General features: G+C 63.1%; 27 protein-coding genes. 16 read left to right on the plus strand and 11 right to left on the minus strand.

Going from position 1 to position 27,000, the window contains the following annotated elements; genetic code table 11:
* Positions 1-295 precede the first annotated feature (295 nt).
* The 5 genes from CCK88_RS07945 (at position 296) to CCK88_RS07965 (ending at position 5,427) form a co-directional block, all read left to right on the plus strand.
* On the plus strand, positions 296-967 hold the full coding sequence (locus CCK88_RS07945; protein ID WP_086469916.1) for a response regulator: 672 nt from the start codon (positions 296-298) through the stop codon (positions 965-967).
* On the plus strand, positions 964-2,379 hold the full coding sequence (locus CCK88_RS07950; RefSeq protein WP_086469917.1) for a sensor histidine kinase: 1,416 nt from the start codon (positions 964-966) through the stop codon (positions 2,377-2,379). Before CCK88_RS07945 ends, CCK88_RS07950 begins: the two co-directional genes overlap by 4 nt.
* An 80-nt stretch (positions 2,380-2,459) precedes the next feature.
* Complete coding sequence (locus tag CCK88_RS07955) at positions 2,460-3,449, plus strand: Bug family tripartite tricarboxylate transporter substrate binding protein (protein ID WP_086469918.1); 990 nt, start codon at positions 2,460-2,462, stop codon at positions 3,447-3,449.
* Between the two features lie 8 nt (positions 3,450-3,457).
* On the plus strand, positions 3,458-3,898 hold the full coding sequence (locus tag CCK88_RS07960) for a tripartite tricarboxylate transporter TctB family protein (protein ID WP_086469919.1): 441 nt from the start codon (positions 3,458-3,460) through the stop codon (positions 3,896-3,898).
* Positions 3,898-5,427, plus strand: a complete 1,530-nt coding sequence (locus CCK88_RS07965) for a tripartite tricarboxylate transporter permease (protein WP_086469920.1) — start codon at positions 3,898-3,900, stop codon at positions 5,425-5,427. Before CCK88_RS07960 ends, CCK88_RS07965 begins: the two co-directional genes overlap by 1 nt.
* Positions 5,428-5,505: 78 nt before the next feature.
* Here the strand turns inward: CCK88_RS07965 and CCK88_RS07970 are convergent, their stop codons facing one another.
* Entirely contained in the window at positions 5,506-6,654 is a 1,149-nt protein-coding gene (locus CCK88_RS07970; RefSeq protein ID WP_086469921.1) for an ABC transporter substrate-binding protein, read from the minus strand.
* A 59-nt stretch (positions 6,655-6,713) separates the two neighbouring features.
* On the opposite strand from CCK88_RS07970, the gene CCK88_RS07975 reads away from it, so the two are divergent.
* Together CCK88_RS07975 and CCK88_RS07980 are read left to right on the plus strand one after the other, a co-directional pair.
* Positions 6,714-7,385 (plus strand): response regulator transcription factor, encoded by a 672-nt coding sequence (locus tag CCK88_RS07975; protein WP_086469922.1) that lies wholly within the window; start codon positions 6,714-6,716, stop codon positions 7,383-7,385.
* Positions 7,382-8,779 carry a sensor histidine kinase gene (locus tag CCK88_RS07980; RefSeq protein WP_086469923.1) on the plus strand — a complete coding sequence of 466 codons (1,398 nt, stop codon included), beginning with the start codon at positions 7,382-7,384 and terminating at the stop codon, positions 8,777-8,779. Before CCK88_RS07975 ends, CCK88_RS07980 begins: the two co-directional genes overlap by 4 nt.
* 57 nt (positions 8,780-8,836) lie before the next feature.
* Here the strand turns inward: CCK88_RS07980 and CCK88_RS07985 are convergent, their stop codons facing one another.
* The 9 genes from CCK88_RS07985 to CCK88_RS08025 all read right to left on the minus strand — a co-directional run bounded on the left by CCK88_RS07985 (position 8,837) and on the right by CCK88_RS08025 (position 17,319).
* Positions 8,837-9,706 carry a peptidylprolyl isomerase gene (locus CCK88_RS07985; RefSeq protein ID WP_086469924.1) on the minus strand — a complete coding sequence of 290 codons (870 nt, stop codon included), beginning with the start codon at positions 9,704-9,706 and terminating at the stop codon, positions 8,837-8,839.
* On the minus strand, positions 9,706-11,223 hold the full coding sequence (locus tag CCK88_RS07990) for a tripartite tricarboxylate transporter permease (RefSeq protein ID WP_086469925.1): 1,518 nt from the start codon (positions 11,221-11,223) through the stop codon (positions 9,706-9,708). Before CCK88_RS07990 ends, CCK88_RS07985 begins: the two co-directional genes overlap by 1 nt.
* Positions 11,224-11,230: 7 nt before the next feature.
* Positions 11,231-11,716, minus strand: a complete 486-nt coding sequence (locus CCK88_RS07995; protein ID WP_244557457.1) for a tripartite tricarboxylate transporter TctB family protein — start codon at positions 11,714-11,716, stop codon at positions 11,231-11,233.
* Positions 11,713-12,657 (minus strand): Bug family tripartite tricarboxylate transporter substrate binding protein, encoded by a 945-nt coding sequence (locus CCK88_RS08000; protein WP_086469926.1) that lies wholly within the window; start codon positions 12,655-12,657, stop codon positions 11,713-11,715. The genes CCK88_RS07995 and CCK88_RS08000 overlap by 4 nt, the downstream gene beginning before the upstream one ends.
* Before the next feature lie 239 nt (positions 12,658-12,896).
* Positions 12,897-14,171 carry a porin gene (locus CCK88_RS08005; RefSeq protein ID WP_140048925.1) on the minus strand — a complete coding sequence of 425 codons (1,275 nt, stop codon included), beginning with the start codon at positions 14,169-14,171 and terminating at the stop codon, positions 12,897-12,899.
* 150 nt (positions 14,172-14,321) lie between these two features.
* Entirely contained in the window at positions 14,322-14,573 is a 252-nt protein-coding gene (locus CCK88_RS08010; protein WP_086469928.1) for a LysR family transcriptional regulator, read from the minus strand.
* A 54-nt stretch (positions 14,574-14,627) separates the two neighbouring features.
* A complete protein-coding gene (locus CCK88_RS08015) occupies positions 14,628-16,127 on the minus strand; it encodes a CapA family protein (RefSeq protein WP_086469929.1) in 1,500 nt (499 codons plus the stop codon).
* 296 nt (positions 16,128-16,423) lie between these two features.
* Positions 16,424-16,648 (minus strand): hypothetical protein, encoded by a 225-nt coding sequence (locus CCK88_RS08020; RefSeq protein WP_086469930.1) that lies wholly within the window; start codon positions 16,646-16,648, stop codon positions 16,424-16,426.
* 5 nt (positions 16,649-16,653) lie between these two features.
* Positions 16,654-17,319: a helix-turn-helix domain-containing protein gene (locus CCK88_RS08025; protein WP_086469931.1), complete on the minus strand. Its 666-nt coding sequence runs from the start codon at positions 17,317-17,319 to the stop codon at positions 16,654-16,656.
* Between the two features lie 106 nt (positions 17,320-17,425).
* On the opposite strand from CCK88_RS08025, the gene CCK88_RS08030 reads away from it, so the two are divergent.
* Positions 17,426-18,133: a response regulator gene (locus CCK88_RS08030; RefSeq protein WP_086469932.1), complete on the plus strand. Its 708-nt coding sequence runs from the start codon at positions 17,426-17,428 to the stop codon at positions 18,131-18,133.
* 3 nt (positions 18,134-18,136) lie between these two features.
* Here the strand turns inward: CCK88_RS08030 and CCK88_RS08035 are convergent, their stop codons facing one another.
* The gene (locus tag CCK88_RS08035) at positions 18,137-19,693 is read right to left on the minus strand and encodes a PAS domain S-box protein (protein ID WP_244557458.1); all 1,557 of its coding nucleotides are present in this window, start codon (positions 19,691-19,693) and stop codon (positions 18,137-18,139) included.
* A 176-nt stretch (positions 19,694-19,869) separates the two neighbouring features.
* Here CCK88_RS08035 and ccoN point away from each other — a divergent pair, with 176 nt between their 5' ends.
* From ccoN to ccoS, 8 genes are all read left to right on the plus strand, one after another.
* Positions 19,870-21,516: a cytochrome-c oxidase, cbb3-type subunit I gene (gene ccoN, locus CCK88_RS08040; protein ID WP_086469934.1), complete on the plus strand. Its 1,647-nt coding sequence runs from the start codon at positions 19,870-19,872 to the stop codon at positions 21,514-21,516.
* A 4-nt stretch (positions 21,517-21,520) separates the two neighbouring features.
* The gene (gene ccoO / locus CCK88_RS08045) at positions 21,521-22,252 is read left to right on the plus strand and encodes a cytochrome-c oxidase, cbb3-type subunit II (RefSeq protein WP_086469935.1); all 732 of its coding nucleotides are present in this window, start codon (positions 21,521-21,523) and stop codon (positions 22,250-22,252) included.
* Positions 22,252-22,425 (plus strand): cbb3-type cytochrome oxidase subunit 3, encoded by a 174-nt coding sequence (locus CCK88_RS08050; protein ID WP_086469936.1) that lies wholly within the window; start codon positions 22,252-22,254, stop codon positions 22,423-22,425. The genes ccoO and CCK88_RS08050 overlap by 1 nt, the downstream gene beginning before the upstream one ends.
* Positions 22,416-23,288, plus strand: a complete 873-nt coding sequence (ccoP, locus tag CCK88_RS08055; RefSeq protein ID WP_086469937.1) for a cytochrome-c oxidase, cbb3-type subunit III — start codon at positions 22,416-22,418, stop codon at positions 23,286-23,288. Before CCK88_RS08050 ends, ccoP begins: the two co-directional genes overlap by 10 nt.
* Complete coding sequence (locus CCK88_RS08060; RefSeq protein ID WP_086469938.1) at positions 23,285-23,482, plus strand: hypothetical protein; 198 nt, start codon at positions 23,285-23,287, stop codon at positions 23,480-23,482. Before ccoP ends, CCK88_RS08060 begins: the two co-directional genes overlap by 4 nt.
* 193 nt (positions 23,483-23,675) lie before the next feature.
* Positions 23,676-24,467 (plus strand): DUF2189 domain-containing protein, encoded by a 792-nt coding sequence (locus CCK88_RS08065; protein ID WP_086469939.1) that lies wholly within the window; start codon positions 23,676-23,678, stop codon positions 24,465-24,467.
* 146 nt (positions 24,468-24,613) lie between these two features.
* Positions 24,614-26,851 (plus strand): heavy metal translocating P-type ATPase, encoded by a 2,238-nt coding sequence (locus CCK88_RS08070; protein WP_170926394.1) that lies wholly within the window; start codon positions 24,614-24,616, stop codon positions 26,849-26,851.
* Positions 26,848-27,000 carry a cbb3-type cytochrome oxidase assembly protein CcoS gene (gene ccoS, locus CCK88_RS08075; protein WP_086469941.1) on the plus strand — a complete coding sequence of 51 codons (153 nt, stop codon included), beginning with the start codon at positions 26,848-26,850 and terminating at the stop codon, positions 26,998-27,000. The genes CCK88_RS08070 and ccoS overlap by 4 nt, the downstream gene beginning before the upstream one ends.

The following is a 27,000-nucleotide window of genomic DNA, read 5'->3' on the forward strand; positions in this document are numbered from 1 at the left end:
GCCGGTGGAAGATGACGGATTATCGCGGAGGAATTTCAGAGATTATGCTGGTGTTCCGTTACGGATTATCACGGAGCGATTTCACTGATTATCGCGGATAAATTTCACGAATACTGAATGCCTGCCGATAGCGACCGTTGAAAACGTTGAGCTTTTTTCGCAGTCGGATAGTAGATTATGGCGGACTCCTACAAGCCCGCTTACACCGCACCGCAATCTGCAACTACAGTGGCACGAGCATTGATATCAGAATTATCGATTGCGCTGCTAAGCTGTGCAGGAAGGGTAAAGAGCGATGCGTGTCCTGTTCGTGGAGGATGACAGCGAGCTGGCGGAGTGGACTGCTCGCGCCCTGACCAAGCGATATGGCTTCGTCATCGACTGGGCAGACAACGGTTTGTCGGCGGATCGCCAATTGCAGAATGACGGCTTCGACGTTGTCGTGCTCGATCTCGGCCTTCCAGAAATCGACGGTCGGACGGTGCTGGAGCGGATGCGCCAGAGAAATGACACCACGCCGACCTTGATCCTTACGGCAAAGGATTCCCTCACAGAGCGGATAGACAGCCTGCATGCCGGTGCCGACGACTTCCTCGGCAAGCCATTTGCCATCGAAGAGCTCGAAGCGCGGCTGACTGCCCTCGTGCGACGTTCTCACGGCCGGAACAGCGGCACTTTTTCCCTGGGGGAGCTCACGTATCACCCGGCGGAGCAGCGTTTCACCCTGGCCGGAGAGCCACTCGAACTGACGCCGCGAGAGCACACATTGCTCCGCATCCTGCTCCAACATGCGGGTGAGCCAATGTCGAAGCAAAAGATCATGGATCGAATGTTCGACTACGATGCCGACATCCATCTCGAGGCGATCGAGGTGATAGCCCATCGGCTGCGCAAGAAAATCGGCAGCCGGGTCGTCATCAGGACCTTGCGCGGGCTTGGGTATGTCCTGGAGTCCAATCCGACGTGAGCGAGGGTGCTGCTCACGCCCAAAAAGGCCGAAGACTGGCCCTTACGCTGGCGCTGTGGATCCTGCCCGCGGTGATGCTGACCATGGGTACCAGTCTGTGGATGAGCGCGACAACGATCGTCGAGCTTTCCGATAGCGCTTATGACCGGTCCTTGGCCGGTGCCGTCAGAGCGATTGACGCCAATATCTCCACCGAAAGCGGCGGCGTGGGGGTGGAGTTGCCATACAATCTGTTCTCGTTTTTCCAGCTTACTGCCCAGGGACGGGTCTATTTCAACGTCTCCACGGACGACGGCCTGGTGCAGATCGGCGACGTTCTCTTGCCTCCGACGCTGGATCTGTCACCTGGAGAGATACGCTTTCACGACGGTGAATATTTCGGTGAAACCATTCGCATCGGCGCATTGCGCAGGCCGCTTGATCCAACCGAGCCAGCCGGAACGAGCATCACGATACAGGTCGCCGAGACCAAGTCTTCCCGCAACGCCTTCCAGAACACGCTGATCGAGAGGGCAATTCTGCGAGACGTCATGGTCGTGGCGGCCCTTGTGGGGCTGCTGACGCTTGGTGTGTTCATGGCGTTGCGGCCGCTGCGCCGACTGCGCGACGAAATTGATCGCCGGGCATCGGATGACCTGAAACCCATTGCTGGACAGAAGCTTCCGGCTGAAGTTCGCCCGCTCGTGGAAGCAGTGAACAGGCTGATGAACCGGCGCCAGGAGCTGGCCGATCTCCAGCGTCGCTTCCTGGACGATGCATCCCATCAGCTGCGCACACCCATGGCGGTGCTGCGAACGCAGATCGATCTGGCTTTGCATGATCGTGACGTCGATACGATCCACGAGACGCTGCGCTCGTCGATGGACGTTCTCGACCGCTCCACGCGGACGACGACGCAATTGCTGACGCTGGCACGAACGCAAGCCTCCGAAGGGACCGATATCTATCCCCAGCACAGCCTGGAATTCGCCGAAACGGTTGCCGAGGTCATCCGGGGCCTTTGGCCGAAGCTGCGGGCCCGGCGGATGGAGTGCGAATTTCACGATCCAGGACAGCCGGTATGGGTTCGCGCGAATCGCGCCCTTCTGGAAGAAGCCGTATCCAACCTTCTGGACAATGCCATCAACTATGCCCCGCGCGCATCAGTCATCGATGCCCGTCTGACATGCACGGAGGATGAGGCCGTTCTTCAAATTCTGGATGAGGGGCCCGGCATGGCCGAGGGCGAACTCGCCAATGCCGGCATCAGATTTCGGCGAGGTAGTGCCGCGCGCAACGGGCGGACCGGTAGCGGCCTTGGGCTGGCCATCGCACAGACCGCCCTGCGCGCCTGTGGCGGAACGATCAAGCTGGCCAATCGCGAGGATCGATCGGGGCTTTCCGCGACGATCAGGCTCCCCATAGAGCGCTGAAAGCCGGTTGAAAGCTAGCATCAGCTATCCATGCGGTGCGGGTTGGAGGACCCGAACCAAAAATCTCGGAGGAGACAATCATGAAGAGCACTCTACGTGCCGTGGCAGCTTGCGCGGTTATGGGCAGCATCGCTGCCGCGCCTCTGCCGGCCTTTGCAGAGCCTGCAAATCCAGAATGCATCGCACCGGCGCAGCCCGGCGGCGGCTTCGACATCACCTGCAAGCTGGCGCAGTCGTCGCTGGCCGAATCCGGCGCGCTGAACACCCAGATGCGTGTATCCTATATGCCCGGCGGCATCGGCGCGGTGGCATACAACACGATCGTCGGGCAGCGGCGCGCCGAGGCCGGCACGATCGTCGCTTTCTCGGCCGGGTCGCTCCTGAATATCGCGCAGGGCAAGTTTGGTGAATATACCGAAGCCGACGTTCGCTGGGTCGCCGTTGTCGGCGCCGACTTCGGGGCCGTCGTGGTTCAGCAGGACGGCGAATACGACTCGCTGCCGGCTCTGGTCGACGCGATCAAGGCGGACCCGACATCGGTGATCATCGGCGCTGGCGGCACAATCGGCAGCCAGGACTGGATGAAAGCCGCCATGCTGGCTCGGGCCGCCGGCATTGATTACAAGGCCATGCGCTTTGTTGCGTTTGAAGGTGGTGGCGACTGCGCTACGGCGCTTCAGGGCGGTCACGTGGATGTCTGCATGAACGACGTCGGCGACAGCCAGGCGGCCATCGACGGCGGTGCGCCGCTCAAGCTGCTCGCCGTCCTCAACGAGAGCCGCCTGCCCGGCAAACTCTCCGAGGTTCCCACTGCCGCGGAACAAGGTTTCGACATTCGCTGGCCGATCGCGCGTGGCTTTTACGTTGGCCCCGATGTCAGCGATGCAGATTACCAGTGGTGGGTCGACGCATTCACTCAGACCATGGAATGGTCCGGCTACCAGGATGCCCTGACCCAGCGCAACCTCTTCATGTTGCCATTGGTCGGTGAAGATACGGATGCCTTCGTCAAGGAACAGGTCGAGTATTACAAGGCGCTTGCGACCGAGTTCGAACTCGTCACGCAGTAGGCATCGACATGACAAACGATCGTACTCTCGGGATTGCCGCTCTCTCCCTGGCGGCAATCATGATCGCCTACGGCTACGGACTTGATGCACCGTTCGTCTATGAGCCTGTCGGGCCCAAGGCCTTTCCGCTTTTCGCAGCAGGGCTGATAGCGATCTGCGGACTGGTCCTCGTGATCAAGGGCGGCGGTGCGATCGAAAAGGCAGGACCCGGCGTTGGCCGGGCCCTGCTGCTTCTCGGCCTATCCCTTCTTGCATACGCCGTCCTGTTCCAGCCGCTCGGCTACATCGTCTCCACCACACTGCTCATGGTGCCCATCGCCATGATTTTCGGGGCTCGCTGGTGGCAAGGGCTGCTGACGGGCGCAGCGCTTGGAGTTTTTGGCTACCTCCTGTTCGACCGCGCGCTTTCCGTCGTGCTGCCTGCAGGCATTCTCGGAGGGATCATCTGATGGATACCCTGGGCTATCTCTCGAATGGATTTGGCGTCGCATTCAGCCCCCTCAACCTGCTGCTGGCCGCGCTCGGATCGATCGTGGGCACAATGGTGGGCGTTCTGCCGGGCCTCGGGCCGGTCAATGCGGTGGCCATGCTGGTCCCCGTGGTGTTCGCGCTGGGCCTGCCCCCTGAATCATCCCTCATTCTGATGGCTGCCATCTATATCGGCTCCGAATATGGCGGACGCATCAGCGCCATCCTGATCAACGTGCCGGGAGAAGCTTCCGCGGTCATGACCGCCATCGAGGGCTATCCGCTGGCACGCCAGGGCAAGGCGGGCATCGCACTTTCCCTTTCGGCAGGGACGTCATTCGTTGGTTCGGCCATTGCCACCCTCGGCATCGTCATCGCCGCGCCGCTTCTGGCGCGCTGGGCGCTTGCCTTCGGACCCGTGGAATATGTCGCCCTGATGGTCTTCGCATTTGCTTGCCTGACCGGGCTTCTCACCGACAAGCCGGTCAAGGCCCTGCTTGCCATCGCCATCGGCCTGGGCATTTCCACGATCGGCATCGACGCGAATTCGGGCGTCTACCGCTACACCTTCGGGTCGGCCAACTTGGTGGATGGCGTGCAATTCGCGACCGTGGTGATCGGGCTCTTTGCCATCAGTGAGCTGCTGATCATGCTCGAAGGCATGCGGAGCGGCACGTCCCAGCCGGTCAAGCAATTGGGGCGGCCGCTCTTTAATCGGGCCGAGGCGCTGTTTGTCGCCATGTCGGCGATCCGCGGCTCGGTCATCGGCTTTTTCGTCGGTATCCTGCCCGGCGCCGGTGGAACGGTGGCCTCAGCACTCGCCTATACGACCGAGAAACGGGTCGTCGAACGAAGCGACAGCGCCGGAAGCAAGTTCGGCGACGGTGATCTGCGCGGACTTGCAAGCGTCGAGGCCGCCAACAACAGCGCCTCGAACAGCAACTTCATTCCCATGCTGACCCTTGGCATTCCCAGCTCGGGCACGACGGCCATCATGCTGGGCGTGTTGACGCTTTACAATCTGACGCCGGGCCCCGCCCTGTTCAACAGCCAGCCGGATCTGGTCTGGGGGCTGATTGCTTCCCTGTTCATCGGCAATGTTATGCTTCTGGCGCTGAACATCCCGCTGGTCGGCTTTTTCGCCAAGATGCTTTCGGTTCCGGCCTGGGTGCTGGTGCCCTTCATCGTGGTGGTCAGCGCCATCGGCGTCTACTCGGGCAAGTCCGCGACGTTCGACCTCGTCCTGATGGTGGGCATAGGGGTGGTCGCCTACATCCTCAGGCGTTCAGGCGTCCCGATGGCACCACTGATCCTCGGGCTGGTGCTGGGCAAAATCCTGGAGCAGAGCCTGCGCCGGGCCTTGTCCATCTCCGGCGGCGACCCCCTGATCATCTGGTCCAGCCCAATCGCAATTGTGCTCTGGGCTATGGCCGTGGGCGCCCTGTTGCTGCCGATGATCCTGCCCAGAATTGCCCGCTGGCGCAAAACGGCGCTGGTGGAAGCCGAGTAGCGGATAAGCTCGGAACTTCCAAAAACGGCATCTGGCGACAGACATCGTCAGATGCCGTCCCGTTCGAGTTGGTTCACCCTACTGCCAGCTCTGTGGCCACAGGTCGCCGTCGACATAAAGGTCGTCGGCTTCGACCGGTGTCTCATTGCGCAAGACCGATACATCGAATGCGGATCGCCAGCGGTCGATCAGTCGGGCTCGCTTGACCTGATCGAGATAGACCAGGAGGCCGGGGCTGACTGGCACGGGCCGCAGCTGGCCCGACAGGGCCGTGCGCATGGCGTCCGCGGTATTGCCATCCTCGACGCTCGGATTGAGCGCAGCGATGTGCAGTTCGCGGGCCATGACCGTCTGTCCCTCCTGGGACATGAAGTAGTCGAGGAACAGGCCGCCCAGATCGGGCGCGGCGCTGGCCTTGGGCACAAGGCCGATCCGCGACATGATGATCGTGTAATCCTCGGGCAGCACCACGCCGATATTGGGCTCGCGAACCGCCCATTCGGCGGCGTAGGTGCCCACAAGATTGTAGCCGAATATGTAGCGGCCATCGGCCACGCGATCGAGAATTTCGGAAGTGGTGGAATGCAACCTGGCACCGGCGGCGCCCATGGCTGCCATCAGTTCCCAGATGTCGCGATACTGTTCCTGATCCCGGGAGAAAAAAAGGAAGCCCAGGCCGGCCGTTTCGATGTCGTAGGTGCCGACCTTGCCCTGGATGGTGTCCTTGTTGCGTATCAGCCACTGCTCGAGCTCGCCGCGGGTGGACGGCGGCGCCATGTTTGCGAACGAGGGCTTGTGGTAGACGAAGACGACGGGCTCGTAGGTCAGCGCATAGGCGGTGTTCCGCCAGTTCGCCCAGCGCGGCCAGCTATCGCTCAATGGCAGGTTGGATTGCTGCGCATAGCCGTCGTTGGCGAGCTTGATCTGCAAATCCATTGCCGAGGAAAAAACGACGTCGGCAGTCACCTCGCCCGCGTCGGTTTCGCGCACCACCCGGTCATGGATCTCGCTGGTCAGGAACTCTTCGTACTGCACGGCGATACCGGGAAAACGCCGCTGAAACGAGGATAGCATGGGGTCTGCGGTCGGCAGATCCAGCGATGAGTAGATCAGCAGCACCCTCGCGTCGGCATTGCCGTCGAGCGCGGGATAGAATTTCACCCCCGCAGCCGTCGCGCCGCCAGCGGCAGTGAGGAAAAACATGGTCAGGAGTATAATGGCGCGCATGCAAATCAGTCTGCTACAAGTAAAAAAAGACTACAATCAGCCTTCTGGGGGGTGGGACCATGCGCATTCTGGTGGTCGAAGATAATCTGACCCTCGCCAGTGGCATCGAGCGGTTGCTCAAGCAGAGCGGCTATGCCGTTGACTGCGTGCATGACGGGCTTTCGGCCGAAGCAGTCGTAAGCACGGAAGCCTTCGATGTCGTCATTCTTGATCTGAACCTGCCCGAACTGGATGGGCTGTCGGTGCTGCGCAGCATCCGAGACCGAAAACTGGATTCGGCAGTTCTCATTCTCACCGCCAAGGATGCACCGGCCGACCGCATCCGCGGGCTCGATCTGGGTGCGGACGACTATCTTACCAAGCCCTTCGATGTCGGCGAGCTCGAAGCCCGGGTGCGGGCCCTGATCCGGCGCAAGAGCGGAGCACGCAGCCCGCTGGTGAGTTTTGGCGCGCTCACCTTCGATCTCAACGCCCGCACCCTGACCAGCGAACAGGGGATTGTCGACGTGCCGGCGCGGGAACTGTCGGTGCTGGAGCTGCTGTTCTCGCGCTCCGGCAAAGTCGTCCACAAACACGTCATTATCGAATCCCTCAGCGCATTCGACGACGACCTGACGCCCAATGCGGTGGAGCAATATGTCTCGCGTTTGCGGCGCAAGCTCATTCCCTACGATGTGACCATCAATACGGCGCGCGGCATCGGCTATTATTTGAGCAAGGCCTCGGCGTGAGACTGATCCCTCAATCGCTTCGTGGCCGCCTGCTGGTGTCTCTTCTGGTCCCGCTGGCGCTGATCGGGCTGATCGGCCTGCTCAATTCGCGCCAGGAGGCAGCGACCATTTCCACCAGCGTGTCCGACCGCGTCCTGGCCGGCTCGGCCCTGGCTATCGCCGAACGCGTCGTGGTGACCGAAAACGGCACGCTGGACGTCGACATCCCCTATGCTGCACTCGAAATGCTGACCTCGACTGCGCAGGACAATGTGTTCTATCGCGTGGAAGGCCCGCCGGGCAATTTCATTACCGGCTATGCCGACCTGCCGCGCATCCCCGATTCCGGCCCCAATGTGGTCGAAGAAATCGAATTCATGGATGGTGAATTCAGGGGCACCGCGGTTCGCATCGCCATGTTGCGACGCGCCGGATCGTCAGGCCTCGCGGCTATTCCCTTTGAAGTGACCGTGGCTGAGACGACGCTTTCGCGCGGGCTGCTCTCGGACAGCATCATCGTCAATTCGGCCATCCGGCTGGCGCTGCTGATCGCGGCGGCAATTGCCATCGCACTGATCTCCGTCAGCCTCTCCATCCGTCCGCTGTACCGCCTGAGCGAATCCATTGCACAGCGCAGCCCGTCCGAGTTGGGTCGCATCGACGACGAGGTGCCCACCGAGGTGCGCGGCCTGGTCGACACCATCAACAATTTCATGGATCGGCTTGGCACATCGATCGATGCCCTGCGCCATTTTACCGGCAATGCCAGCCATCAGCTGCGCACGCCGTTGGCGATTATCCGCACGCAACTGGCGCTGGCGCGGCGCGCGACCAGCAGCCAGCAGGCCAAGGCGGCGCTGGATGATGGTGACGAGGCCGTTGTCCATGCCGAACGTGTTCTTGCCCAGCTTATGCTTCTGGCGCGGGTGGACGAGGCCGTATCGCAGACGCGGGAAGCAGACCGTGTAAACCTGACGCTCGTGGCACGCGAGCTCGTGGCCGACCTGATCCCGCTGGCCTGCAGCGTCGACATCGACCTCGGCTATGAAGGGGACCAGACGGTTCATGTGCTCGGGGACGAAATCCTTCTGGGCGAGATGCTGCGCAACCTTATCGACAACGCGCTCAAATATGCCGGCAAGGGCGCCTCCGTTACGGTCAGCGTCATCGAGTCAGGCGGCCTGGCGCGGCTTTGCGTGGAAGACACAGGCGCCGGCATTCCCCTGCATCTGCAGGGCGACGTTCGCAAACGCTTCCTGCGCGGCCGCAGCAGCGGCCAAGGCTCTGGCCTTGGCCTTGCCATCGTCGATGAGATCGCCGCCCTGTTCGGGGGTGCCCTGACCATCGGCAACGGGCGCAATGGCACGGGACTCCTTGCCGCGATCACCCTGCCCGCCGCGCCGGATGCCCAATAGAAAACGCACGCTCCGAGCGCCTCGGAACGTGCGTTCATTCACCGTTGCGGGATCGTATCAGTCGGCCGGGTCGGCCCCGGTGTCGCTCTCGAGAATGACGGTGCCGTATTTTTCTCCCAAGGCGGCAAGTTCGGACGCCAATGCCGCTTCAACCAGCGTCGAGCCAAGCTCGGACCGCTTGTCCTCAAAACTGTCCGGCGCGCTCGTCCGCTCGTCCTCGAATTTGAGGATATGCCATCCGAACTGAGTGGCTATGGGCGATGTGATATCGCCCACCGAGCCAAGGGCGAAACCGGCGTCGCTGAGCGGGGCGATCATCTCGCCTTCCGCCATGAAGCCGAGATCGGCCGAAACCTGCGCGGAGGGATCGGCGGACATTTCCCGGGCGACAGTTTCAAAATCCTCTCCGGCTTCCAGCCGCGCCAGGATCTGGTCTGCTGCCTCCTGGGTTTCGGCCAGGATGTGGCCAAAACTGCGCTCTGCGACCGGCCGGTAGCCGGCGACGTACGTTTCGTAGGCGCCCTGCAAAGCCGTCTCATCGGTCGCTCCGCTCACCACATGCTGGATGAAAAGCTCCTGCAGCAACCGTGTCTGCTCGAAAGCCAACCGGCGCTGAAAGACTTCATTGTCGTCAAGTCCCAGATCCTGCGCGGCCAGTGCCATGAGGTTGAGGTCGATGGCGGTCTGCATCAGATAGTCGGCCCGCTCTTCCGCCGACATCTGCGCGAGGCGGTCGAGAGATTTTTCGGCGATCACGGCGATATCGACGCCGGTGATCTCGACATCGCCCACGCGCGCAATGACCGTCGGCTGCTCGGCTCGTAGGTTCCCGGCCTGGTCGGACTCCTGCCCGGCTACAGCACCGGGCAGGAGGACCAGACAGGACAGGGCTGCGGCGAATAGAGAGGTTTTGAAAGAGATGTTCATCAGTCGTCGTTCGCTGCCAGTTCGTTGAGGATTTTGCCCTTGCCGCGCGCCCGCATGACGAGAGGAACGACAACCGCGGCAACGGCGAGCAGCAGCAAACCCGCGGCAATGGGCGAGGTAACGAGAACCGAGACATCGCCCTGGCTGATGGCAAGGGCCCGTCGCAGTTGCTGCTCGGCCATGGGTCCAAGGATGAGGCCGATGACCACCGGGGCAATGGGAAAATCGAGCACACGCATGACGAATGCCAGCAGACCGAATGCGAGGAGCACACCGAGTTCGAAAATCGAAGGATTTGCACCAATCGTGCCGAGCGTCGCGAACATCACGATACCCGCATAGAGCCAGTGGCGCGGGATCGAGAGCAGTTTCACCCACATGCCGATCAGGGGCAGGTTGAGCACCAGAAGCATCAGATTGGCGATCAGCAGGCTGGCGATGAGGCCCCAGACCAGGGTTGGGTTGTTCACGAACAGGAGCGGACCGGGCTGCAGGCCGAACTGCTGGAACCCGGCCAGCATGATGGCAGCGGTGGCCGTCGTCGGCAGTCCAAGGGTCAGAAGCGGCACGAGCGTACCGGCAGCCGACGCATTGTTGGCAGCCTCCGGCCCGGCGACACCCTCGATGGCGCCATGGCCGAACTCTTCTGGATGCTTGGTGAGCTGTCGTTCGGTCGTATAGGACAGGAATGTGCCGATCTCGGCGCCCCCGGCCGGCATCGCCCCAATCGGAAATCCGAGGGCCGTGCCGCGCAACCAGGGCTTCCATGAGCGCGCCCAGTCTTGCTTGTTCATCCAGACGCTGCCCTTGACGGGCACGATCTCCTCTTGGCCCTTCAGTCCACGCGAGGCGACGAAAAATGCCTCACCGATGGCGAACATGGCCACCGCGATGGTCGTGACTTCGATCCCATCAAGCAAGTCCGGCACCCCAAAGGCAAGGCGTGCCTGTCCCGTCTGCAGATCGATGCCGATCAGCCCGATGGCAAGGCCGAGAGCCAAAGCCGTCAGCCCGCGCAAAGCGGACGAGCCAAAGGCGGCGGACACAGTCATGAAGGCGAGCATCATCAACGCGAAATATTCGGCCGGACCGAACATCAAGGCCAGTTTGACGACCCACGGAGCGATAAACGCCAGCCCGAAAGTGGCGATCAGTCCCGCAACGAAAGAACCGATGGCAGCTGTCGCCAATGCGGGCCCACCGCGCCCCTTGCGGGCCATCTTGTTGCCCTCGAGCGCGGTCACGATCGATGCGCTTTCGCCGGGCGTATTGAGCAGGATGGATGTGGTCGAACCGCCATACATGCCGCCATAATAGATGCCGGCAAACATGATCAGGGAACCGGCGGGATCGAGCCTATAGGTGACGGGCAGAAGCAGCGCCACGGTGAGCGCCGGGCCAATGCCGGGCAAGACGCCCACGGCAGTGCCCAGAAGCACACCCAAAAGCGCGAACAGCAGGTTTGATGGCTGGGCTGCGATCAGCAGGCCCTGCAGCAAAAGATCTAGAGTTTCCATTTCGGCCTCAGGGTATGAGCCGCTCGAGCGGACCGGCGGGCAGCGAAAGCATCAGCAGACGCGCAAAGACCAGCCACACGAAGAAGGCAAGTGGGACGCCGACGGCCAGACCGAGCCAGAATGGTCTTTGTCCGAAGCCGCGTGCCGTCAGGGCAAAGAGCAGGCCCGTCGCGATGCTGAACCCCGCATAGGGCAGGAGAACCATCTGCGCGATCATGCCGCCTGCAACCCAGGCGACCGGGCCAAGCTCCGGCACTGTCCAGCGCGGAAACTTGTCCCGCAGAGCATGGATGAGGGTCCAGAGGGACAGGCCGGCCAGGAAAAAGCCGATGACATAGGCGAAGGTGGCAGGTCCGACGCGGGCATAGCGCGCCGCATTGCCTAGCTTCACCGCTTCGGCGACGATGAGCACCGCCACTGCCATCAGCACGGCTGCGGTAACAAGCGCCGCCCAATTGGGGCGACGCTCATTTGTTGTGGTGTTCTCGTTCACTGGACGAGACCAATGTCTTTCAGGATCACCTCGGTGGCCGCGATATCTTCCTGAAGCTGGGCAGCGAAGGCGTCGCCGGCCAGGAACGTATCCTGCCAGCCGCGCTCGGCCAGGATCGACTGCCAGGTGTCGGACGCCACGACCTTTTCGAGGTCGGCGATGATGGTGGCAACCTGTTCGTCGGTGAGGCCCGGGGCCGCCGAGACCGAACGCCAGTTCTGCATGACCACGTCGATGCCGCTTTCCGTCAGTGTCGGTGCGTCGATGCCTTCGATGCGCTCCTCGCTGGTGACGGCCAGGATGCGCAGGTCACCAGACTCGACCTGGCCCTGGAATTCGCCATAGCCCGAGATACCGACGGTCACCTGACCGCCCAGGATCGCGGCCAGGGATTCGCCACCGCCCGAGAAGGCGATGTAGTTGACCTGGGTGGGATCCACATCGACGGCCTTGGCAAAAAGGCCGGCAGCGATATGGTCGGCGCCACCGGCAGACCCGCCCGCCCAGGAGACCGAACCGGGATCGGCGCGCAACATTTCGACCAGGTCGTCGATGGTCTGGAGCGGCGACTCGGCCCGCACGGCAATCGCTTCGTATTCACCGGTGAGACGGGCAATCGGGGTCACGTCGTTGAGGGTGACGGGGGAGGCATTGGTCAGGATGGCGCCGACCATCACATAGCCGCCGACCATCAGCGCATTCGGATCGCCTGCGGACTGATTGACGAACTGGGCGATACCGATCGTACCGCCTGCACCGGGAACGTTCACGACCTGAACATTGCCGCCGATTCCCTCGTCCTGCATGGTCTGCTGCAGGGCGCGGGCGGTCTGATCCCAGCCGCCGCCGGGCGCGGCAGGCGCCATGATGTTGTAGTCGGCGGCAAAGGCGCCAACGGTCAGAGTGGAGACCAGGACGGTCGAGAGAAGCAGGTGTTTCATATTTCCACCGAAGATTATTTTGCCAACTCGGGCGGCTGGCTCAAAAAGCGCATCTCTGCCGCCCCCGGTCAGCCGGGTACTGCAGAACAAGGGCTCTCCTCACCAGGCCAGTCGTCTTCCGCGACGTGCCGCCAAGCACAAGATCACACCAAGCTGACTTGAGCCTGACATCGGCGGAATCGAATGCATCCGGAGGTCAAACCGGCGGAACGGCTTCGCCCCGCCGGTTTCCGGCTGGCTTACTCGAAAGACTTGGTGGCGGTGAAACTCAGCCGATACCCAAGATCGTCGCCGGGGCGGCTATGCACGCGTCCGGTCAGCTCGGTATCGAAATTGCGCGAGGGCGCCCATTCAAGGCTCGCCTCGCCATAAGTGATACCTGCCGCCCTGTCGGATTCGTGGATGTAGCCGCCCCCGGCCACCAGCGTGATGGTTGCCGACATCTCGTATTCGACCTCGAAACCGGTATCGATCGTGACATCGCCGTCGAATTCGCGGAACATGCGAGAGCCGACATTGACGGTGACGGCGTCCAGTTCGACGCTGACCGAGGCGGCTGCGCCGAACTCGTCCTCTGAGGTCGCCTCGACGCCGGTCGCCAGGGTGAAGATGTCGAATTCGGCATCGGCTGTGCCCAACACGTTCCACCAGCCATCATTGTTGGCGGCGAGGGCGCCGCGCACACGATAGTCACCCAAATCGGCGGTGAGCCCGGCATGGATTGCCCAGTCGTTGACCATGCCGCTGAGCACTTCATCGGCGAGCACAGTGACGTGTCCATCGAGCATATCGCTCTTGTAGGTCACGACGCCGACGAGCGTACCGAGGTCGTCGAGGTCCTCTAGAGCGGCGCCGGCCGTGACCCCGTTGCCCAGGTCGGTTGTGACCTGGATGACATGACCGTCCGTGTCGATATCGGTACCGGTGACATTGGCATTGAAGCCGACGCCGCTTGCCCTGTTCTGATGGAACAGCTGCTGGAACGTGAAAGACGTGTCGTTGCCGGTTTTGGCGATGGTGTCCTTGATGCCAGCCATGAGGACGGTCTTGTCGCCAATGGCTATATAGGCCTCATCGACGTTCATCTCGCGTTCCCGGCTGTCGAGGGCCAGGTTTTCGAAGACGATTTCTTCCTTGCCCTCGAGCGTGATGACGCCGCGCGCGACACCGAAATCACTCGCCGAAGAGGCGTCGAACGTCAGGGTCGACGTCAGCTCGCTGTCCCAGTCAAGCGCGCCATTGCCCAGGAAGATGGTGGGGCCGCTCGAATATTTCAGATCATTGATGGCACGGTAGCTGCGATCGTAGTTGCCCCACCGAAAAACATATTCCACTTCCCCGGAAATCTTCAGGCAGGCGTCACCCGAAGACAGTGTCAGGCCACTTACCCCAAGGGAGTCACAAACATCGACGCTTGTCAGAACCCCAAAGTCTGCCGCGAAGCTCGGGGCAGCAGCACTTAGAAAAACTATAGAAGTTGCGCAGAGCGCACTGAGTCGCCTTGTTGACGGCATAATATATAACCTCCAAATTCTCGCCCATTTTGTTTTTGGCGAGATTTTTGGAGGCTATACGGATTCAAAATGCCGTTGAATTAGAACGACTTACATATCGAAACTTGGCATTACATCGAAATAATGCATGATCATCTATGAATGTACGCGCTAAGAATTTCCGATCTTGGCATTTTCTATTTGGGTAATCAGGCTTTGCGCTATGGGCGCAAACTTTTTGCCTGTCGGGGTGAGGTCGATCGGGAAGGCTGCTCGCTCGAACAGCCGCGCTCCCACCCAGTGTTCCAGAGCTTGGATGCGTCGGCTAAAGGCAGCTTGTGAGGAATTTCGGGCTTTTGCCGCTTCGGTAAAACTGCCGATCCTGGCCAACGCGACAAAATCGAGAAGCCAGACGAGTTCCATTTGAAAAAAACCGGACAAAGACGCGGGCGGCCGGAGCCGCCCGCGTGCAATGTATCAGTTCTCCCAGCTGGCGCGCAGTTCGGTGCCGACCGGAACCGTTTCGGACGGGTCGATGGTGATGTAGCCCACGCCGTCGCGGATCTCGATTTCCGTGCCGTAAGGCTCCGAATATTCCTGGATGAGTTCGAGGATCATCTGGGCATCAGCTGCCGAAGGCGTCATCGGGATGTTCATCCGCGACCACGGCCGTTCCTTGCGCAGACCCAGATCGACCGGATGGATGCGCACTTCTGTGGCGACGCCATCCTTGTAGTCAACCTCGGCGGCGAAGGCCATCAGGTTGATGTCCTGCTGCAGCCAGTGTTCGCCCACTTCACCGGCCTCGATGTAGGTCTGCGGGCCCGATGCGGGACGACCGTCATTGCTACCGGCGCCGAAGCGGTGCACCGAGAGATTGCCCAGATTGTAGAAAATCGGACGACCCTTGTAGATTTCGATGCCCTGGATGGTGTGGTTGCCATGGCCATGGAAGAGGTCGAGACCATTGTCGATCAGTTCGCGAGCCAGGGTTTCGACGTAGTCAGGCGGATAGTGGTCCTGCGAATAGGCCTGGAAGACGTAGCGGTTTTCGTGAATGTGCGACGAGAAGATCACGTAGTCGGCATATTCCTTGGCGCCGCGCACAGCCAGAACCTGGGCTTGGCGATCGCTGTTGTTCATGACGTACTGGTAGTCGCCGGGCTTGTCGGCCGCCACGTAAGTGCGTCCCAGCCACTCCACGGAATTGTCCTCTTCCTTGGGGACATCGATGGCGCGCGCCACGTCCGCTTCGGTGCGGCGTTCGACCATGGATGCGCGGATCTCGCGGATCTGCTCGAGCTGTTCGGGCGTGACCGTCACGTTCTGGGTCAGACGCAGAACGTTCATGCCCCATTCTTCGCCGCCTGAATTACCCGACTTGTCGCGTGCCGTCGGGCCGTCTGCTACCGGGCCGATCGGATAGGCGTAAACCATGGCCACGCGGCCCTGCTCCAGCTCCTGGAACACCGGGGTGCGCGCGATGGTCATGTTGGGGCCATAGCCGGCCACCTTGATCCCGGCGTCATCCATTATGCGCAGGGTGGACTTCATGGCTTCTTCGCCACCGGCGGCCTCGCCCGAGCCCATCAGGTCAAAGCCCAGCTCGGCCCAGTCGGTCGCCACTTCCTTGGGAGCCCAGTTGTTGCCATAGCCGTGCTCGCCCGCCCAGAACTGGCGATCGACCATGTAGACTTCCATGTTACCGATCGTGGTGTCGGCATTCTGCAGGATGCCACGCAGCGTATCATCGATCCGCTTGCCCATCGGCTCCTGCATGAGCACATCGCCGACCACGGCAATTGTGTAGTCGCCAGTCATCTTGTTGGCGAGTTCCTTGCTCAGGTCGCGATACACGAATGTGCTGGCGTCCGTCGCAGGGCGGGCGCTCTGCGCATTGGCGGCGCCAGCCCAACCCATCGAGGCGACGAGCGCAATGGCCGAAGCCGTCAGAATGAAACTGTTACGAGTCTTCACTATTTCCTCCTAGGGTCACCGCTGCCGGAACAGCGGCACAATTTCGACAGGAGGTGGCGCGGCGCATTGCGCCAGACCCTTCTTCCTCCCCAGGGTGCCATTTTTGGCTTGCCCTGAAGCCAAGAGATCATACAAACCTGTCACCTAGCTGTCATTGCATGCCGTCGTGCGCGGACATCGCCATTGTGCTGTTCTCATGGCTGGTCGGCGAATGCCAGGTCGCATCGATTTCGGGACGAACAAAGACTGCAGCCGGCAAAGCCGGGTCGTGAACCGGGCCGCCTGCTTGCTGAGCGCTAGGCGTCGTGGACATCCACCCTCAGGGCATCGCTGCCAAGCAGAAGGTCTAGCAGCCGCCTTTCCAGCTTGGGCGAGAGGACAACCCTGAGCCGGCACGACTCGTCATTGCCATGCTCCTCGGGGAATGCGGTTGCGGTTCCGCCCTGCGAGATCAGCGAGAGCCGCACGCGGAGCGCGGAAACCGGACTGGGGAAATGGGCGATGGCGATGCGATTGCGCATGGGGTTCAGTGGACCTGTTCGCACTCGACCTGATCCTGCAGCCGGTCGAGGTCTCGGATCACGAAACTGCCGCGACCAGGGAGGTCGATGATTCCCCTGAGCTTGAGCTTGGTCAGGTTTCGACTGACCGTCTCGATGGTGAGGCCAAGGTGATCGGCGATATCGGCACGGCACATCGGCAGGCTGACACGCTGATCGTTGGCCAGCTTGCCCGTCCGCGTCGCCAGCGAGATCAGGAACCCGGCGATCCGCTCCAGCGCCGATTTGCGGCACAGCAGCACCGACAGGTCGTGCATGCTCGCCACTTCGCCGGCGGCCATGGCCAGCAGCCTCTCGCCGAATTCGGGCCGGTTGCGGATCGCGTCACCGATCTGCCCGCGCGCGGTAATCTGCACTTTGGCCGGGGTCAGCGCATCGCAGTCGAAGCGGTAGAGGTCACCGTGTCCGAAGCCGATGACGTCGCCGGGATAGGCGAAGGCGACGACCTGGCGGCGTCCGTCCTGGAACACCCTGGTGGCCCGGAAGACGCCACTGACCACTTCGTAAAGGTCTTCCGCGCGGTCCCCTTGGTGAAACAGCACCGTCGTCGCGCCGACGATCCGGCCCTGCCCTTCGGCAGCGCCCATCGGGCCATTCGGGACATCGGGGGCGGCATGGGGAAAGAGATACATCGTGCGCTTCGCTCTGCTGTGGCGAGCGGAATTGACCACGGGGACGTAATCGGCCTATCCGATATCTGTAACCGATTGTAACGGCGCGACCCTGCCCCCGAGCGTGATGCAGAGCCACCATATCCTTGTCGTCGACGACGACCCGCAGATCCGCCGCATGCTGCGCCGCTGCCTCGAGGACGAGGGCTTTCGCGTCAGCGAATCGAGTGACGGCGAGAATATCGACCCGATTCTGCGCGCCGGCCTCGACCTCGTGACGCTCGACCTCAATCTCGGCCGCACCGACGGTCTCGCACTGGCCCGGCGCATCCGCCAGACCTCCGACGTCCCCATCATCATGATCACCGGCAAGGGCGACATGATCGACCGCATCGTCGGCCTCGAAATCGGCGCCGATGACTACATCGCCAAGCCCTTTCACTTGCGCGAAGTGCTCGCCCGCATCCGCAGCGTGCTGCGCCGCAGTACCGGGCCTGCTGCCCCCGTGCAGCCCCCCGCCGCGGTCATCGCCTTCGACGGCTTCATGCTCGATCCCGCGCGCCGCAGCTTGACCGGCCCCGATGGGAACGACATCGCGCTGACCACGGGCGAATTCGACCTGCTGCTGCTGTTCTGCCGCCATGCCCACATGGTGCTGGAGCGCGATCGCATCATGGACCTGCTCAAGGGCCACGACTGGGCGCCCAACGACCGCAGCATCGACAACCAGGTCGCCCGGCTGCGCAAGCTGATCGAGGCCGATACCCGCCACCCGCAGATCATCAAGACGGTGCGGGGCGCCGGCTACAGCTTTACCCCGCGCACCCTGAGCTGAACCCTAAGTTTCCAGCGCCTCGGCCACGGCCTGCGCCAGGTCGGCAAGCCGGTAGGGCTTGCTCAGCACCTTGAGATGAGCGATGGCGTCATCGTCGCGTCGCACCAGTTCGTCGGCGTAGCCCGAGGTCAGCAGCACCGGCAGGCCCGGCCACTCTGCCGCCACCCGCCGCGCCAGTTCATACCCCGAAATGCCGCCCGGCATGACGAGATCGGTGAACACCAGGTCCACTTCGGCCCCGCTGCCCAGGATCGCCAGCGCCTCATGCGCATCGGCCACCACCAGCGTGGCATAGCTCAGCGTTTCGAGCCGATTGACCGTCAGCCTGCGCACCCGTGGATCGTCCTCGACCACCAGCACCGTCCGCCCCGGGACGACTGGCTCCACCATGTCCGCTCCGACAGGAGGCGCTTCGCCCGCCCCGTGCCGCGGCAGGTAGATGTTGACGGTGGTTCCCCGCCCGGTCTCGCTGTAGATCGTCGCGTGCCCGCCCGATTGCTTGGCAAAGCCATAGATCATCGACAGCCCGAGCCCCGTGCCGCGCCCCTTCTCCTTGGTGGTGAAGAACGGCTCGAACGCCCGCTCGCGCACCTCTGCGGGCATCCCCTCCCCGGTATCGGCCACCGAAAGCCGCACATAGTCCCCCGGCGCCAGCCCGTCGAGATCTTCCGACATGACCGCGTCGACCACGACATTGCCCGTCTCGATGATCAGCCGCCCGCCGGCCGGCATGGCGTCGCGTGCGTTGACCGCCAGGTTCACGATCGCGCTTTCCACCTGCGAGGGGTCGATCCGCGTCATCCACAGCCGCGGCGTCAGCGCATTGGACAGCGAGATCGTCGATCCCATGGTGCGGTGCAGCATGTCGGTGAGCCCGAGCACGAAGTCGTTGAGGTTGACCACCTCCGGCTCGAGATGCGAACGCCGCGCAAAGGCCAGCAGCCGGGCCGTCAGCCTGGCGCCGAGGTCGGCTGCCTCCAGCGCCTCGGTCGCCAGTTCGCGCTGCCCCGTCGTCGACAGCTTCGCCTCCAGCATTTCGAGATTGCCGATGATGACAGTGAGCAGGTTGTTGAAATCGTGGGCGATGCCGCCGGTCAGCTGCCCCATCGCCTCCATCTTCTGCGCCTGTCGCAACGCCTGCTCGGTGGCCTTCTGGCTCGAGAGGTCGTGGATGATGCCAGTGAAGTGCACCCGCCCGTCCATCTCGAATTCGCTCACCGCCAGGTGCATCGGAAACGTCGTGCCGTCGCGCCGGCGCCCGGTCACTTCGCGGCCGATGCCGATGATCTTGCGCGCCCCCGTCGCCCGGTAATTGGCGATGTAGCCGTCATGGGCCGAATGATAGGGCTCGGGCATCAGGAAATGCACGTTCTGGCCGATGAACGCATCCTGCGGATAACCGAACAGCCGCGCGGCCGCCGGATTGACCGTGGTGATGATGCCCTTGCCATCGATGGTGATGATCGCATCCACCGCCGATTCCAGCATCGCCTGCAACTTGCGGGCCTGCCCCACCAGGTCGGTCTGGTCGGGCTCTCGTCCATTCGCGGTCATGCGCATTCCTCTGCTCCGGCGCGACCCTAGCCGGTTTCGGCGCCCGCTCAATAGTCCCGGCTGCAGCAAAGCGCCGTCCCGCGCCCGATCTTTGATCGAGGTCAAGGATCATGTCCGCCATTTGGCTACGGCTTTCCCCATGCGGGGCAATCCGCTTTCCATCAACCGCCGGGGACAGGGCAATGCTGGCTGATTTCACGCGCAACGAACGGGTCGGGGCGCTCGTCATTCTGGGCGGCCTCGTCGTCGTCGGCCTCGCCATGGCCATTGCCGGACGCGGTGATCTCCTCGGCATTCACGGCTGGATGGTCTTCGGCCTGGCGCTGGCCTTCACCTTCGGCGCCATCCGGCAGTTCGACCTGCCCGAGCCCACTGCCGAGCGCCTCGCCGAATACTACGATGCCCCGACGCGCGCCGGTCTCATCCTCACCCTTCTCTGGGGCGTGGTCGGCATGGCGGCCGGCTTCTGGGTGGCGGCGCTCCTTGCCTGGCCCGATATGACCTTCGATGTTTCCTGGCTGAGCTGGGGGCGCCTCCGGCCGATCCACACTTCGGGCGTCATCTTCGGCTTCGGCGGCAATGCGCTCATCGCCACCTCGCTCCACGTGCTGCAGCGCACCACAAGGGCGCGCCTGCCCGATGCCCTCAGCCCCTGGTTCGTGCTCCTGGGCTACAATCTCTTCTGCATCATCGCCGCCAGCGGCTACCTGATGGGCATCACCCAGTCCAAGGAATATGCCGAGCCCGAATGGTATGCCGATATCTGGCTGGTGGTGGTCTGGGTCACCTATTTCGCCATCTACATGCGCACCCTCGCCCGCCGCAAGGAACCGCATATCTACGTGGCCAACTGGTATTACATGGCCTTCATCCTGGTCGTGGCCATCCTCCATATCGTCAACAATCTCGCCGTCCCCGTCTCGTTCGGCTCGGCCAAGTCGTTCTCGCTCTTCGCTGGCGTTCAGGATGCCATGACCCAGTGGTGGTACGGCCACAACGCCGTCGCCTTCTTCCTCACCGCCGGGTTCCTCGGCATGATGTATTACTACCTGCCCAAGCGCGCCAACCGGCCGATCTTCTCCTACCGGATGTCGATCATCAGCTTCTGGGGCATCACCTTCATGTACATGTGGGCCGGCTCGCACCACCTGCATTACACCGCCCTGCCCCATTGGGTGCAGACCCTGGGCATGGCCTTCTCGGTCGTGCTTCTCGTCCCCAGCTGGGCCTCGGCCGGCAATGCGCTGCTCACCCTCAACGGCGCCTGGCACAAGGTGCGCGACGACGCGGTGCTGCGCTTCATGGCCCTGGCGGCGATCTTTTACGGCATCACCACGTTCGAAGGCTCGTTCATGGCCATCCGTGCGGTCAATTCGCTCAGCCACTACACCGATTGGACCATCGGCCACGTGCATGCCGGGGCCCTGGGCTGGGTGGCGATGATCACCTTCGGCTCGCTCTATTCGCTGGTTCCCTCCATGTGGAAGCGCGAGCGCATGTATTCCAACCGCCTTGTCGAGGTGCACTTCTGGCTCGCCCTCTCGGGCACGGTCATCTACGTCTTCGCCATGTGGAATTCGGGCGTCATCCAGGGCCTGATGTGGCGCACCTACGACGAGAGCGGCACGCTGAGCTACTCGTTCCTCGACAGCCTCGAGGCCATGCACCCCTATTACATCGCCCGCGCCTTCGGCGGTCTGCTCTTCGTGCTCGGCGCCATTGTCGCCCTCTACAACACCATCATGACCATCCGCATGCCGGCCGCGATCGAAACCTCTCAGCGGGGTCTCGACGTGCCCGCCGAACCTGCCCTGCAGGCCGGAGAATAGTCCCATGTTCAAGCTTCACTACCGCCTCGAACGCTCGGCCCTTGGCCTCGTCGCCTTCATCATCGTGGTCGCCTCCATCGGCGGCTTCATCGAGATCGCGCCGCTCTTCACCATCGACGAGACTGTCGAGAACGCAGAGGATATGCGCGTCTACACGCCCCTCGAAGTGGCCGGCCGCAATATCTTCATCCGCGAAGGGTGCTATGCCTGCCATAGCCAGATGATCCGCACATTGCGCGACGAAGTGGATCGCTACGGCCCCTATTCGCTGGCCGTGGAAAGCCAGTACGACCATCCCCAGCTCTGGGGCTCCAAGCGGACCGGGCCGGATCTCGCGCGGCTGGGCAACAAATATTCCGACGCCTGGCATGTGAGCCATCTGAACAACCCGCGCGATCTCGTGCCACAGTCGAAGATGCCGGCCTATCGCTGGCTGCTGCGCGATCAGCTCCGCACCGACGATCTGGGCGCCCAGCTGGCCGCCCTGCGTATCGTGGGCGTACCCTATACCGACGAGCAGATCGCCAATGCCGCACAGGACGCCTACGGCCAGGCCAATCCCGATAGCGCCGAAGCCCCTGGCGTCGCCGAACGCTACGGCGAGGCCACCAATATCCGTGCCTTCGACGGTACCCAGGGACCGCTCACCGACATGGATGCGCTGGTCGCTTATCTGCAGATGCTCGGCACCCTGACCGATGCTGCCTTTACCAGCGAAACGGCGGAGGCCGAGTGATGCCGTTCGATCATGACACCGTCGTCGGGTTCTCCAAGAGCTTCGGGCTGATTTACCTGGTCGTGCTCAGCATCATCTGCCTGGCCTGGACCTATTGGCCATCTAACAAGAAGGGATTTGACGAGGCGGCGCGCATGCCCGTGCTCGACGAGGAGGACCGGCCATGGCGCTGAAGGAACGCGACGAATTCTCGGGGCAGATGACGACGGGCCACGAATGGAACGGCATCAAGGAACTCAACACCCCTGTCCCACGGCTGCTTTGGGCCTTCCTCGCGACACTGGGTCTGTTCGCCATCGTCTGGACGGTGCTGATGCCGAGTTGGCCCGGCGTCAGCGGCTATTTCCGGGGCCTTCTCGGGGCTGACCAGCATCAGGCCGTGCGCCAGTCATTGGTCGAGGCCGAAGCCGCAAGGGCCGGCTGGAGCGAACGCCTCGCGGTCGAAAAGTTCGACACCCTCGCTGCCGACCCAGCCATCATGGACGTGGTCCGCACCACCGGTCCGGCGCTCTTCGGAGATAACTGCGCGGCCTGTCATGGCAATGATGCCGGGGGCAATCCCGGTTATCCCAATATTGCCGAGGCGCCCATGATGTGGGGCGGCGACGTCGACACCATCGCGGAAACCATTCGCGTTGGCATCAATTCCACGCACCCCGACACCCGCTATGGGCAGATGCTGGCCTTCGGTCGCGATCAGATGCTGGGCAGTGCCGAAATCAGCGCCCTCGCCGACTATCTGGTGTCCCTGCAGGGCGAAAAGTCCCTGACGGTCGAAGAAACGGGCACGGCTGAAACGCTGTTTGCCGACAATTGCGCCGCCTGCCACGGCGAAGATGCGCGTGGCCTGGTGGAAACCGGCGCGCCCGATCTCACCGACAGCTTCTGGATCTATGGCGGCGACCGCTCCACCATCCGGCACTCTATCTACAACGGTCGCCAAGGCACCATGCCATCCTGGGAAGGCCGCCTCAGCCCGACGCAGATCCGGCTGCTTTCGCTCTATGTCATGGACCTGCGGGGATCCACCCCATGACCGCCATCGGCGCGACCCGTCGGCGGCGCCTCTCGCTCGCCTGGATCGTCGGCCTGGGCATCACCGCCATACTCATCGGCGCCAATGCGCACCTGGTCTATGTCGCCTTCACCTCGCAACCGGCCTGCGTCAGCCACCTCAAGCTTCCCGACGGCAGCACCGACCATTTCCGCGCCGCCAAGTCGGGATGTTGAAGCTGAAATGCTGACAATGATCCAGTGCACCCCCTCCCCAACCCTCCCCCTGAAGAAGGGGGAGGGAGCCCGGCCGCCGATGCCCACAACGGCACGGCGAGCCTTCCTTCCCCTCCCCCTCCTTCAGGGGGAGGCCGGGTGGGGGTGCCCTTGTCCCCCGCTCCCTCGCCCGGTGAACTGAGAGAACCCGCCCATGACGCACGCTGACACCATCCCTGCCCATGAGCCGGCCCTGCCCCGGTCGGTCGATCACAATCGCGGCCTGTCGCCCACCGCTCCGCTCACCTGGCTAGCAAGAGGTTGGCGCGACCTGTGGACGAAGCCGGGCCTGAGTCTGGCCTACGGCCTCGGCGTCACGCTCCTGTCCTGGGCCATCGTCTACGCCATGTTTCATTTCGGCTGGGCGCAGATCCTTTTCCCTGCATTGGCGGGCTTCCTGGTCGTCGGCCCGCTCCTCGCCACCGGCCTTTACGTCAAGAGCCGCAAGCTCGCCGCCCGCGAGCAGGTCACGCTGTTCGACATGCTGTTTCCACGCGGCGGCATGCACCTGTTTTTCGTCGGCGCGGTGTTGATGACCCTGATGCTGGTCTGGGTCCGGGCAGCGGTGCTGCTCTATGCGCTGTTTTTCGGATGGCGCGCCTTTCCCGGCTTCGATCAGGTCGTTTCCACGCTGTTCACCACGCCCGAGGGCCTGGCCATGCTGCTGGTCGGAACCGCCGTTGGTGGTCTATTCGCGGCCTTTTCCTTCGCCATCGGCGCCTTCTCCATTCCCCTGATGCTCGACCGCGGCAAGGATGCGTTTTCGGCCATGGGCCTGTCGCTGTCCTTCGTCACCAACAACACGCCGGCCACCTTGGTCTGGGCGGCGCTCGTCGTGGCGCTCGTCCTTTTCAGCATCGGCACCGGCCTCCTCGCCCTCGTCATCATCTTCCCCCTCCTCGGCCACGCCACCTGGCACGCCTATGTCGCGGTGCGGGGAGAATAGGCGCAGAATATGGTCGCGTACGCAGGCAAACAGGCAGATATCAGCCAGCTTGGCGCGCCATGCCCTCACAGGCACCGGCCCAACACCTCCCCCCTCTTCAGGGGGAGGCCGGGTGGGGGTGTCTTAGAGAAGCCCCAGACCAAGCCATGACCTGCTGCGCGCCACCCCCCGCCTTCGCCGAAGCCCTTGCCGGTGGACCCGATCGTGGTCCGTCCGAAAACGAGGTCCGCCTCGCCAGCCGCTCCCTGGGAGATGGTCTTCGCCAATCCGAATTCTCCGTGCCCGCGATCCATTGCGGCGCCTGTATCCGCACCATCGAGACCGCGCTCGACGTCCTGCCCGGCGTCGTCTCGAGCCGCGTCAATCTCTCGGGCAAGCGCGTCACCGTCCGCTGGCAGGAGGCGCAGCCCATGCCGCCAATGGTCCGGCGCATGGTGGAGCTGGGCTACGAGCCCAATATCTTCTCGCTCGAGCGGGCCGGGCAGGACGCAGGCTTCTCCGCTCTCATACGCGCGCTCGCAGTCGCCGCCTTCTGCTCCATGAACATCATGATGTTTTCGGGCTCAGTCTGGGCCGGTGCCGACGGTCCCACCCGCGATATCCTCCACTGGATTTGCGCCGCCCTTACCCTGCCGGCCCTGCTCTATTCGGGCCGCATTTTCTACCGGTCCGCCTGGACTGCCCTGCGTGCCGGTCACACCAATATGGATGTGCCGATCACGGTCGGGATCGTCATGGCATTCGCGCTTAGTCTCTACGACACGGCCACGTCAGGCACCGAAGTCTATTTCGATGCCGTCGCCTCGCTGATCTTCTTCCTCCTCATCGGTCGCGCCCTCGACCACGCCATGCGCGAGCGTGCCCGCAATGCGGTCAAGGGCCTTGCCCGCCTGGCCCCATCAGGCGCCCTGGTCATCGATCGCGTCGACGGCCCGGCCTACCTGTCTCTGGCCGAAATCGCGCCGGGCACCATGCTTGCCGTTGCACCCGGCGAACGCATCCCGCTCGACGGCGACGTGGTCGGCGGCAGCAGCGCACTGGATCGCAGCCTCCTGACCGGTGAAAGCCTTGCCGAACCCGTTGCCCCGGGTCAGTCCGTCCCCGCGGGTGCGCTGAACCTCTCGGCCCCGCTGACCATCCGCACCACGGCCGACGAGCGCGGCTCGACACTCAATCGCCTCGTCGCCCTGCTCGAGGATGCCGAAGGCAGCCGCAACCGCTATCGCCGCATCGCCGATCGCGCCGCGGCTTGGTATTCTCCCGTGGTGCACCTCGCCGCCGTCCTGGCCTTCGCCGTCTGGATCGCCGTCGACGGCGATCTCCACCGCGCGGCGACGACAGCCATCGCGGTCCTCATCATCACCTGTCCCTGTGCGCTGGGTCTGGCCGTCCCCATGGTCCAGGTCATGGCCGCGCGCCGCCTCTTCGAGGCGGGCGTCATGGTCCGCGATGGCGCCGCGCTGGAACGCCTCGCCGAAGTCGACACCGTGATCTTCGACAAGACCGGCACGCTGACGTCGGGCCTCGCCATGGCCACCGTCACCATGGGCACAGCTTCCGATATCGACATCGCCGCCGCGCTTGCCGCCCGGTCCCGCCATCCCTATTCGCTCGCCATCGCCCGCACCCGTCCCGACGCGCCCGCGCTCGATTGGCACGACGTCGCCGAACATCCCGGCCTGGGCATCGAGGGGCGGCAGGGCAGGCACCTTTACCGGCTCGGACGACCCGGCTGGTCCGGCGCTGCCGACGCGCTCGATGCGGGCACCATCCTGTCGCGCGACGGCGAAATCCGGGCCGCTTTCGTCTTCGAGGACCATCTTCGCCCCAGCGCCGCGGCAAGCGTTGACAGTCTGCTAGCAAATGGCCTCGAAACGCGCATCTTGTCGGGCGATCGTCCAGATCTGGTGACGGAAACAGCACGAAAATTGAAGATTTGCGGCACTGGCGGGCTGCTGCCGCAGGGCAAGTTCGACATCATCGACCGTCTTGAGGCCTCCGGCCACCGCGTCCTCATGGTCGGCGACGGCCTCAACGACACCCCGGCCATGGCCCGCGCGCACGCCTCCATGGCGCCCGGAACCGCCATCGACATCAGTCGCAATGCCGCCGATTTCGTGTTTCTCCGCAATGACTTGACCGCCGTGCCCACCGCAGTCTCGGTCGCCCGCGAAGCCGGCGTCCTTGTCCGCCAGAACCTCGTCCTGGCCCTCCTCTACAACGCCATCGCCCTTCCGGTCGCCATAGCAGGTCTCGTCAATCCCTTCGTCGCCGCAGTGGCCATGTCGGCGTCCTCGGTCGTCGTCGTCCTGAACGCCTTCCGTCTCGGCTGGCACCCGCTCCGCGCCCACCCCATCGCGAATCTCAAAGGCCACGCAGCATGAGCGACTTCTTCTATCTCATTCCAATATCTATCATTTTGGGGCTTCTTGGGCTTCTGGTCTTTCTCTGGACCCTGCGCCACGGACAATATGAGGATCTCGACGGCGCCGCTGAACGCCTTCTCTACGAAGACGACAAGCCACGTCCGTGA

The sequence above is a fragment of the Devosia lucknowensis genome, from assembly GCF_900177655.1.
GTDB lineage: Bacteria > Pseudomonadota > Alphaproteobacteria > Rhizobiales > Devosiaceae > Devosia > Devosia lucknowensis.

Coding starts and splice junctions, on each gene's coding strand:
- CCK88_RS07945 (WP_086469916.1), top strand. CDS start 296: ATGCGTGTCCTGTTCGTGGAGGATGACAGCGAGCTGGCGGAGTGGACT.
- CCK88_RS07955 (WP_086469918.1), top strand. CDS start 2,460: ATGAAGAGCACTCTACGTGCCGTGGCAGCTTGCGCGGTTATGGGCAGC.
- CCK88_RS07960 (WP_086469919.1), top strand. CDS start 3,458: ATGACAAACGATCGTACTCTCGGGATTGCCGCTCTCTCCCTGGCGGCA.
- CCK88_RS07965 (WP_086469920.1), top strand. CDS start 3,898: ATGGATACCCTGGGCTATCTCTCGAATGGATTTGGCGTCGCATTCAGC.
- CCK88_RS07970 (WP_086469921.1), bottom strand. CDS start 6,654: ATGCGCGCCATTATACTCCTGACCATGTTTTTCCTCACTGCCGCTGGC.
- CCK88_RS07975 (WP_086469922.1), top strand. CDS start 6,714: ATGCGCATTCTGGTGGTCGAAGATAATCTGACCCTCGCCAGTGGCATC.
- CCK88_RS07985 (WP_086469924.1), bottom strand. CDS start 9,706: ATGAACATCTCTTTCAAAACCTCTCTATTCGCCGCAGCCCTGTCCTGT.
- CCK88_RS07990 (WP_086469925.1), bottom strand. CDS start 11,223: ATGGAAACTCTAGATCTTTTGCTGCAGGGCCTGCTGATCGCAGCCCAG.
- CCK88_RS08000 (WP_086469926.1), bottom strand. CDS start 12,657: ATGAAACACCTGCTTCTCTCGACCGTCCTGGTCTCCACTCTGACCGTT.
- CCK88_RS08005 (WP_140048925.1), bottom strand. CDS start 14,171: ATGCCGTCAACAAGGCGACTCAGTGCGCTCTGCGCAACTTCTATAGTT.
- CCK88_RS08010 (WP_086469928.1), bottom strand. CDS start 14,573: ATGGAACTCGTCTGGCTTCTCGATTTTGTCGCGTTGGCCAGGATCGGC.
- CCK88_RS08020 (WP_086469930.1), bottom strand. CDS start 16,648: ATGCGCAATCGCATCGCCATCGCCCATTTCCCCAGTCCGGTTTCCGCG.
- CCK88_RS08025 (WP_086469931.1), bottom strand. CDS start 17,319: ATGTATCTCTTTCCCCATGCCGCCCCCGATGTCCCGAATGGCCCGATG.
- CCK88_RS08030 (WP_086469932.1), top strand. CDS start 17,426: ATGCAGAGCCACCATATCCTTGTCGTCGACGACGACCCGCAGATCCGC.
- CCK88_RS08035 (WP_244557458.1), bottom strand. CDS start 19,693: ATGCGCATGACCGCGAATGGACGAGAGCCCGACCAGACCGACCTGGTG.
- ccoN (WP_086469934.1), top strand. CDS start 19,870: ATGCTGGCTGATTTCACGCGCAACGAACGGGTCGGGGCGCTCGTCATT.
- ccoO (WP_086469935.1), top strand. CDS start 21,521: ATGTTCAAGCTTCACTACCGCCTCGAACGCTCGGCCCTTGGCCTCGTC.
- CCK88_RS08050 (WP_086469936.1), top strand. CDS start 22,252: ATGCCGTTCGATCATGACACCGTCGTCGGGTTCTCCAAGAGCTTCGGG.
- ccoP (WP_086469937.1), top strand. CDS start 22,416: ATGGCGCTGAAGGAACGCGACGAATTCTCGGGGCAGATGACGACGGGC.
- CCK88_RS08060 (WP_086469938.1), top strand. CDS start 23,285: ATGACCGCCATCGGCGCGACCCGTCGGCGGCGCCTCTCGCTCGCCTGG.
- CCK88_RS08065 (WP_086469939.1), top strand. CDS start 23,676: ATGACGCACGCTGACACCATCCCTGCCCATGAGCCGGCCCTGCCCCGG.
- CCK88_RS08070 (WP_170926394.1), top strand. CDS start 24,614: ATGACCTGCTGCGCGCCACCCCCCGCCTTCGCCGAAGCCCTTGCCGGT.
- ccoS (WP_086469941.1), top strand. CDS start 26,848: ATGAGCGACTTCTTCTATCTCATTCCAATATCTATCATTTTGGGGCTT.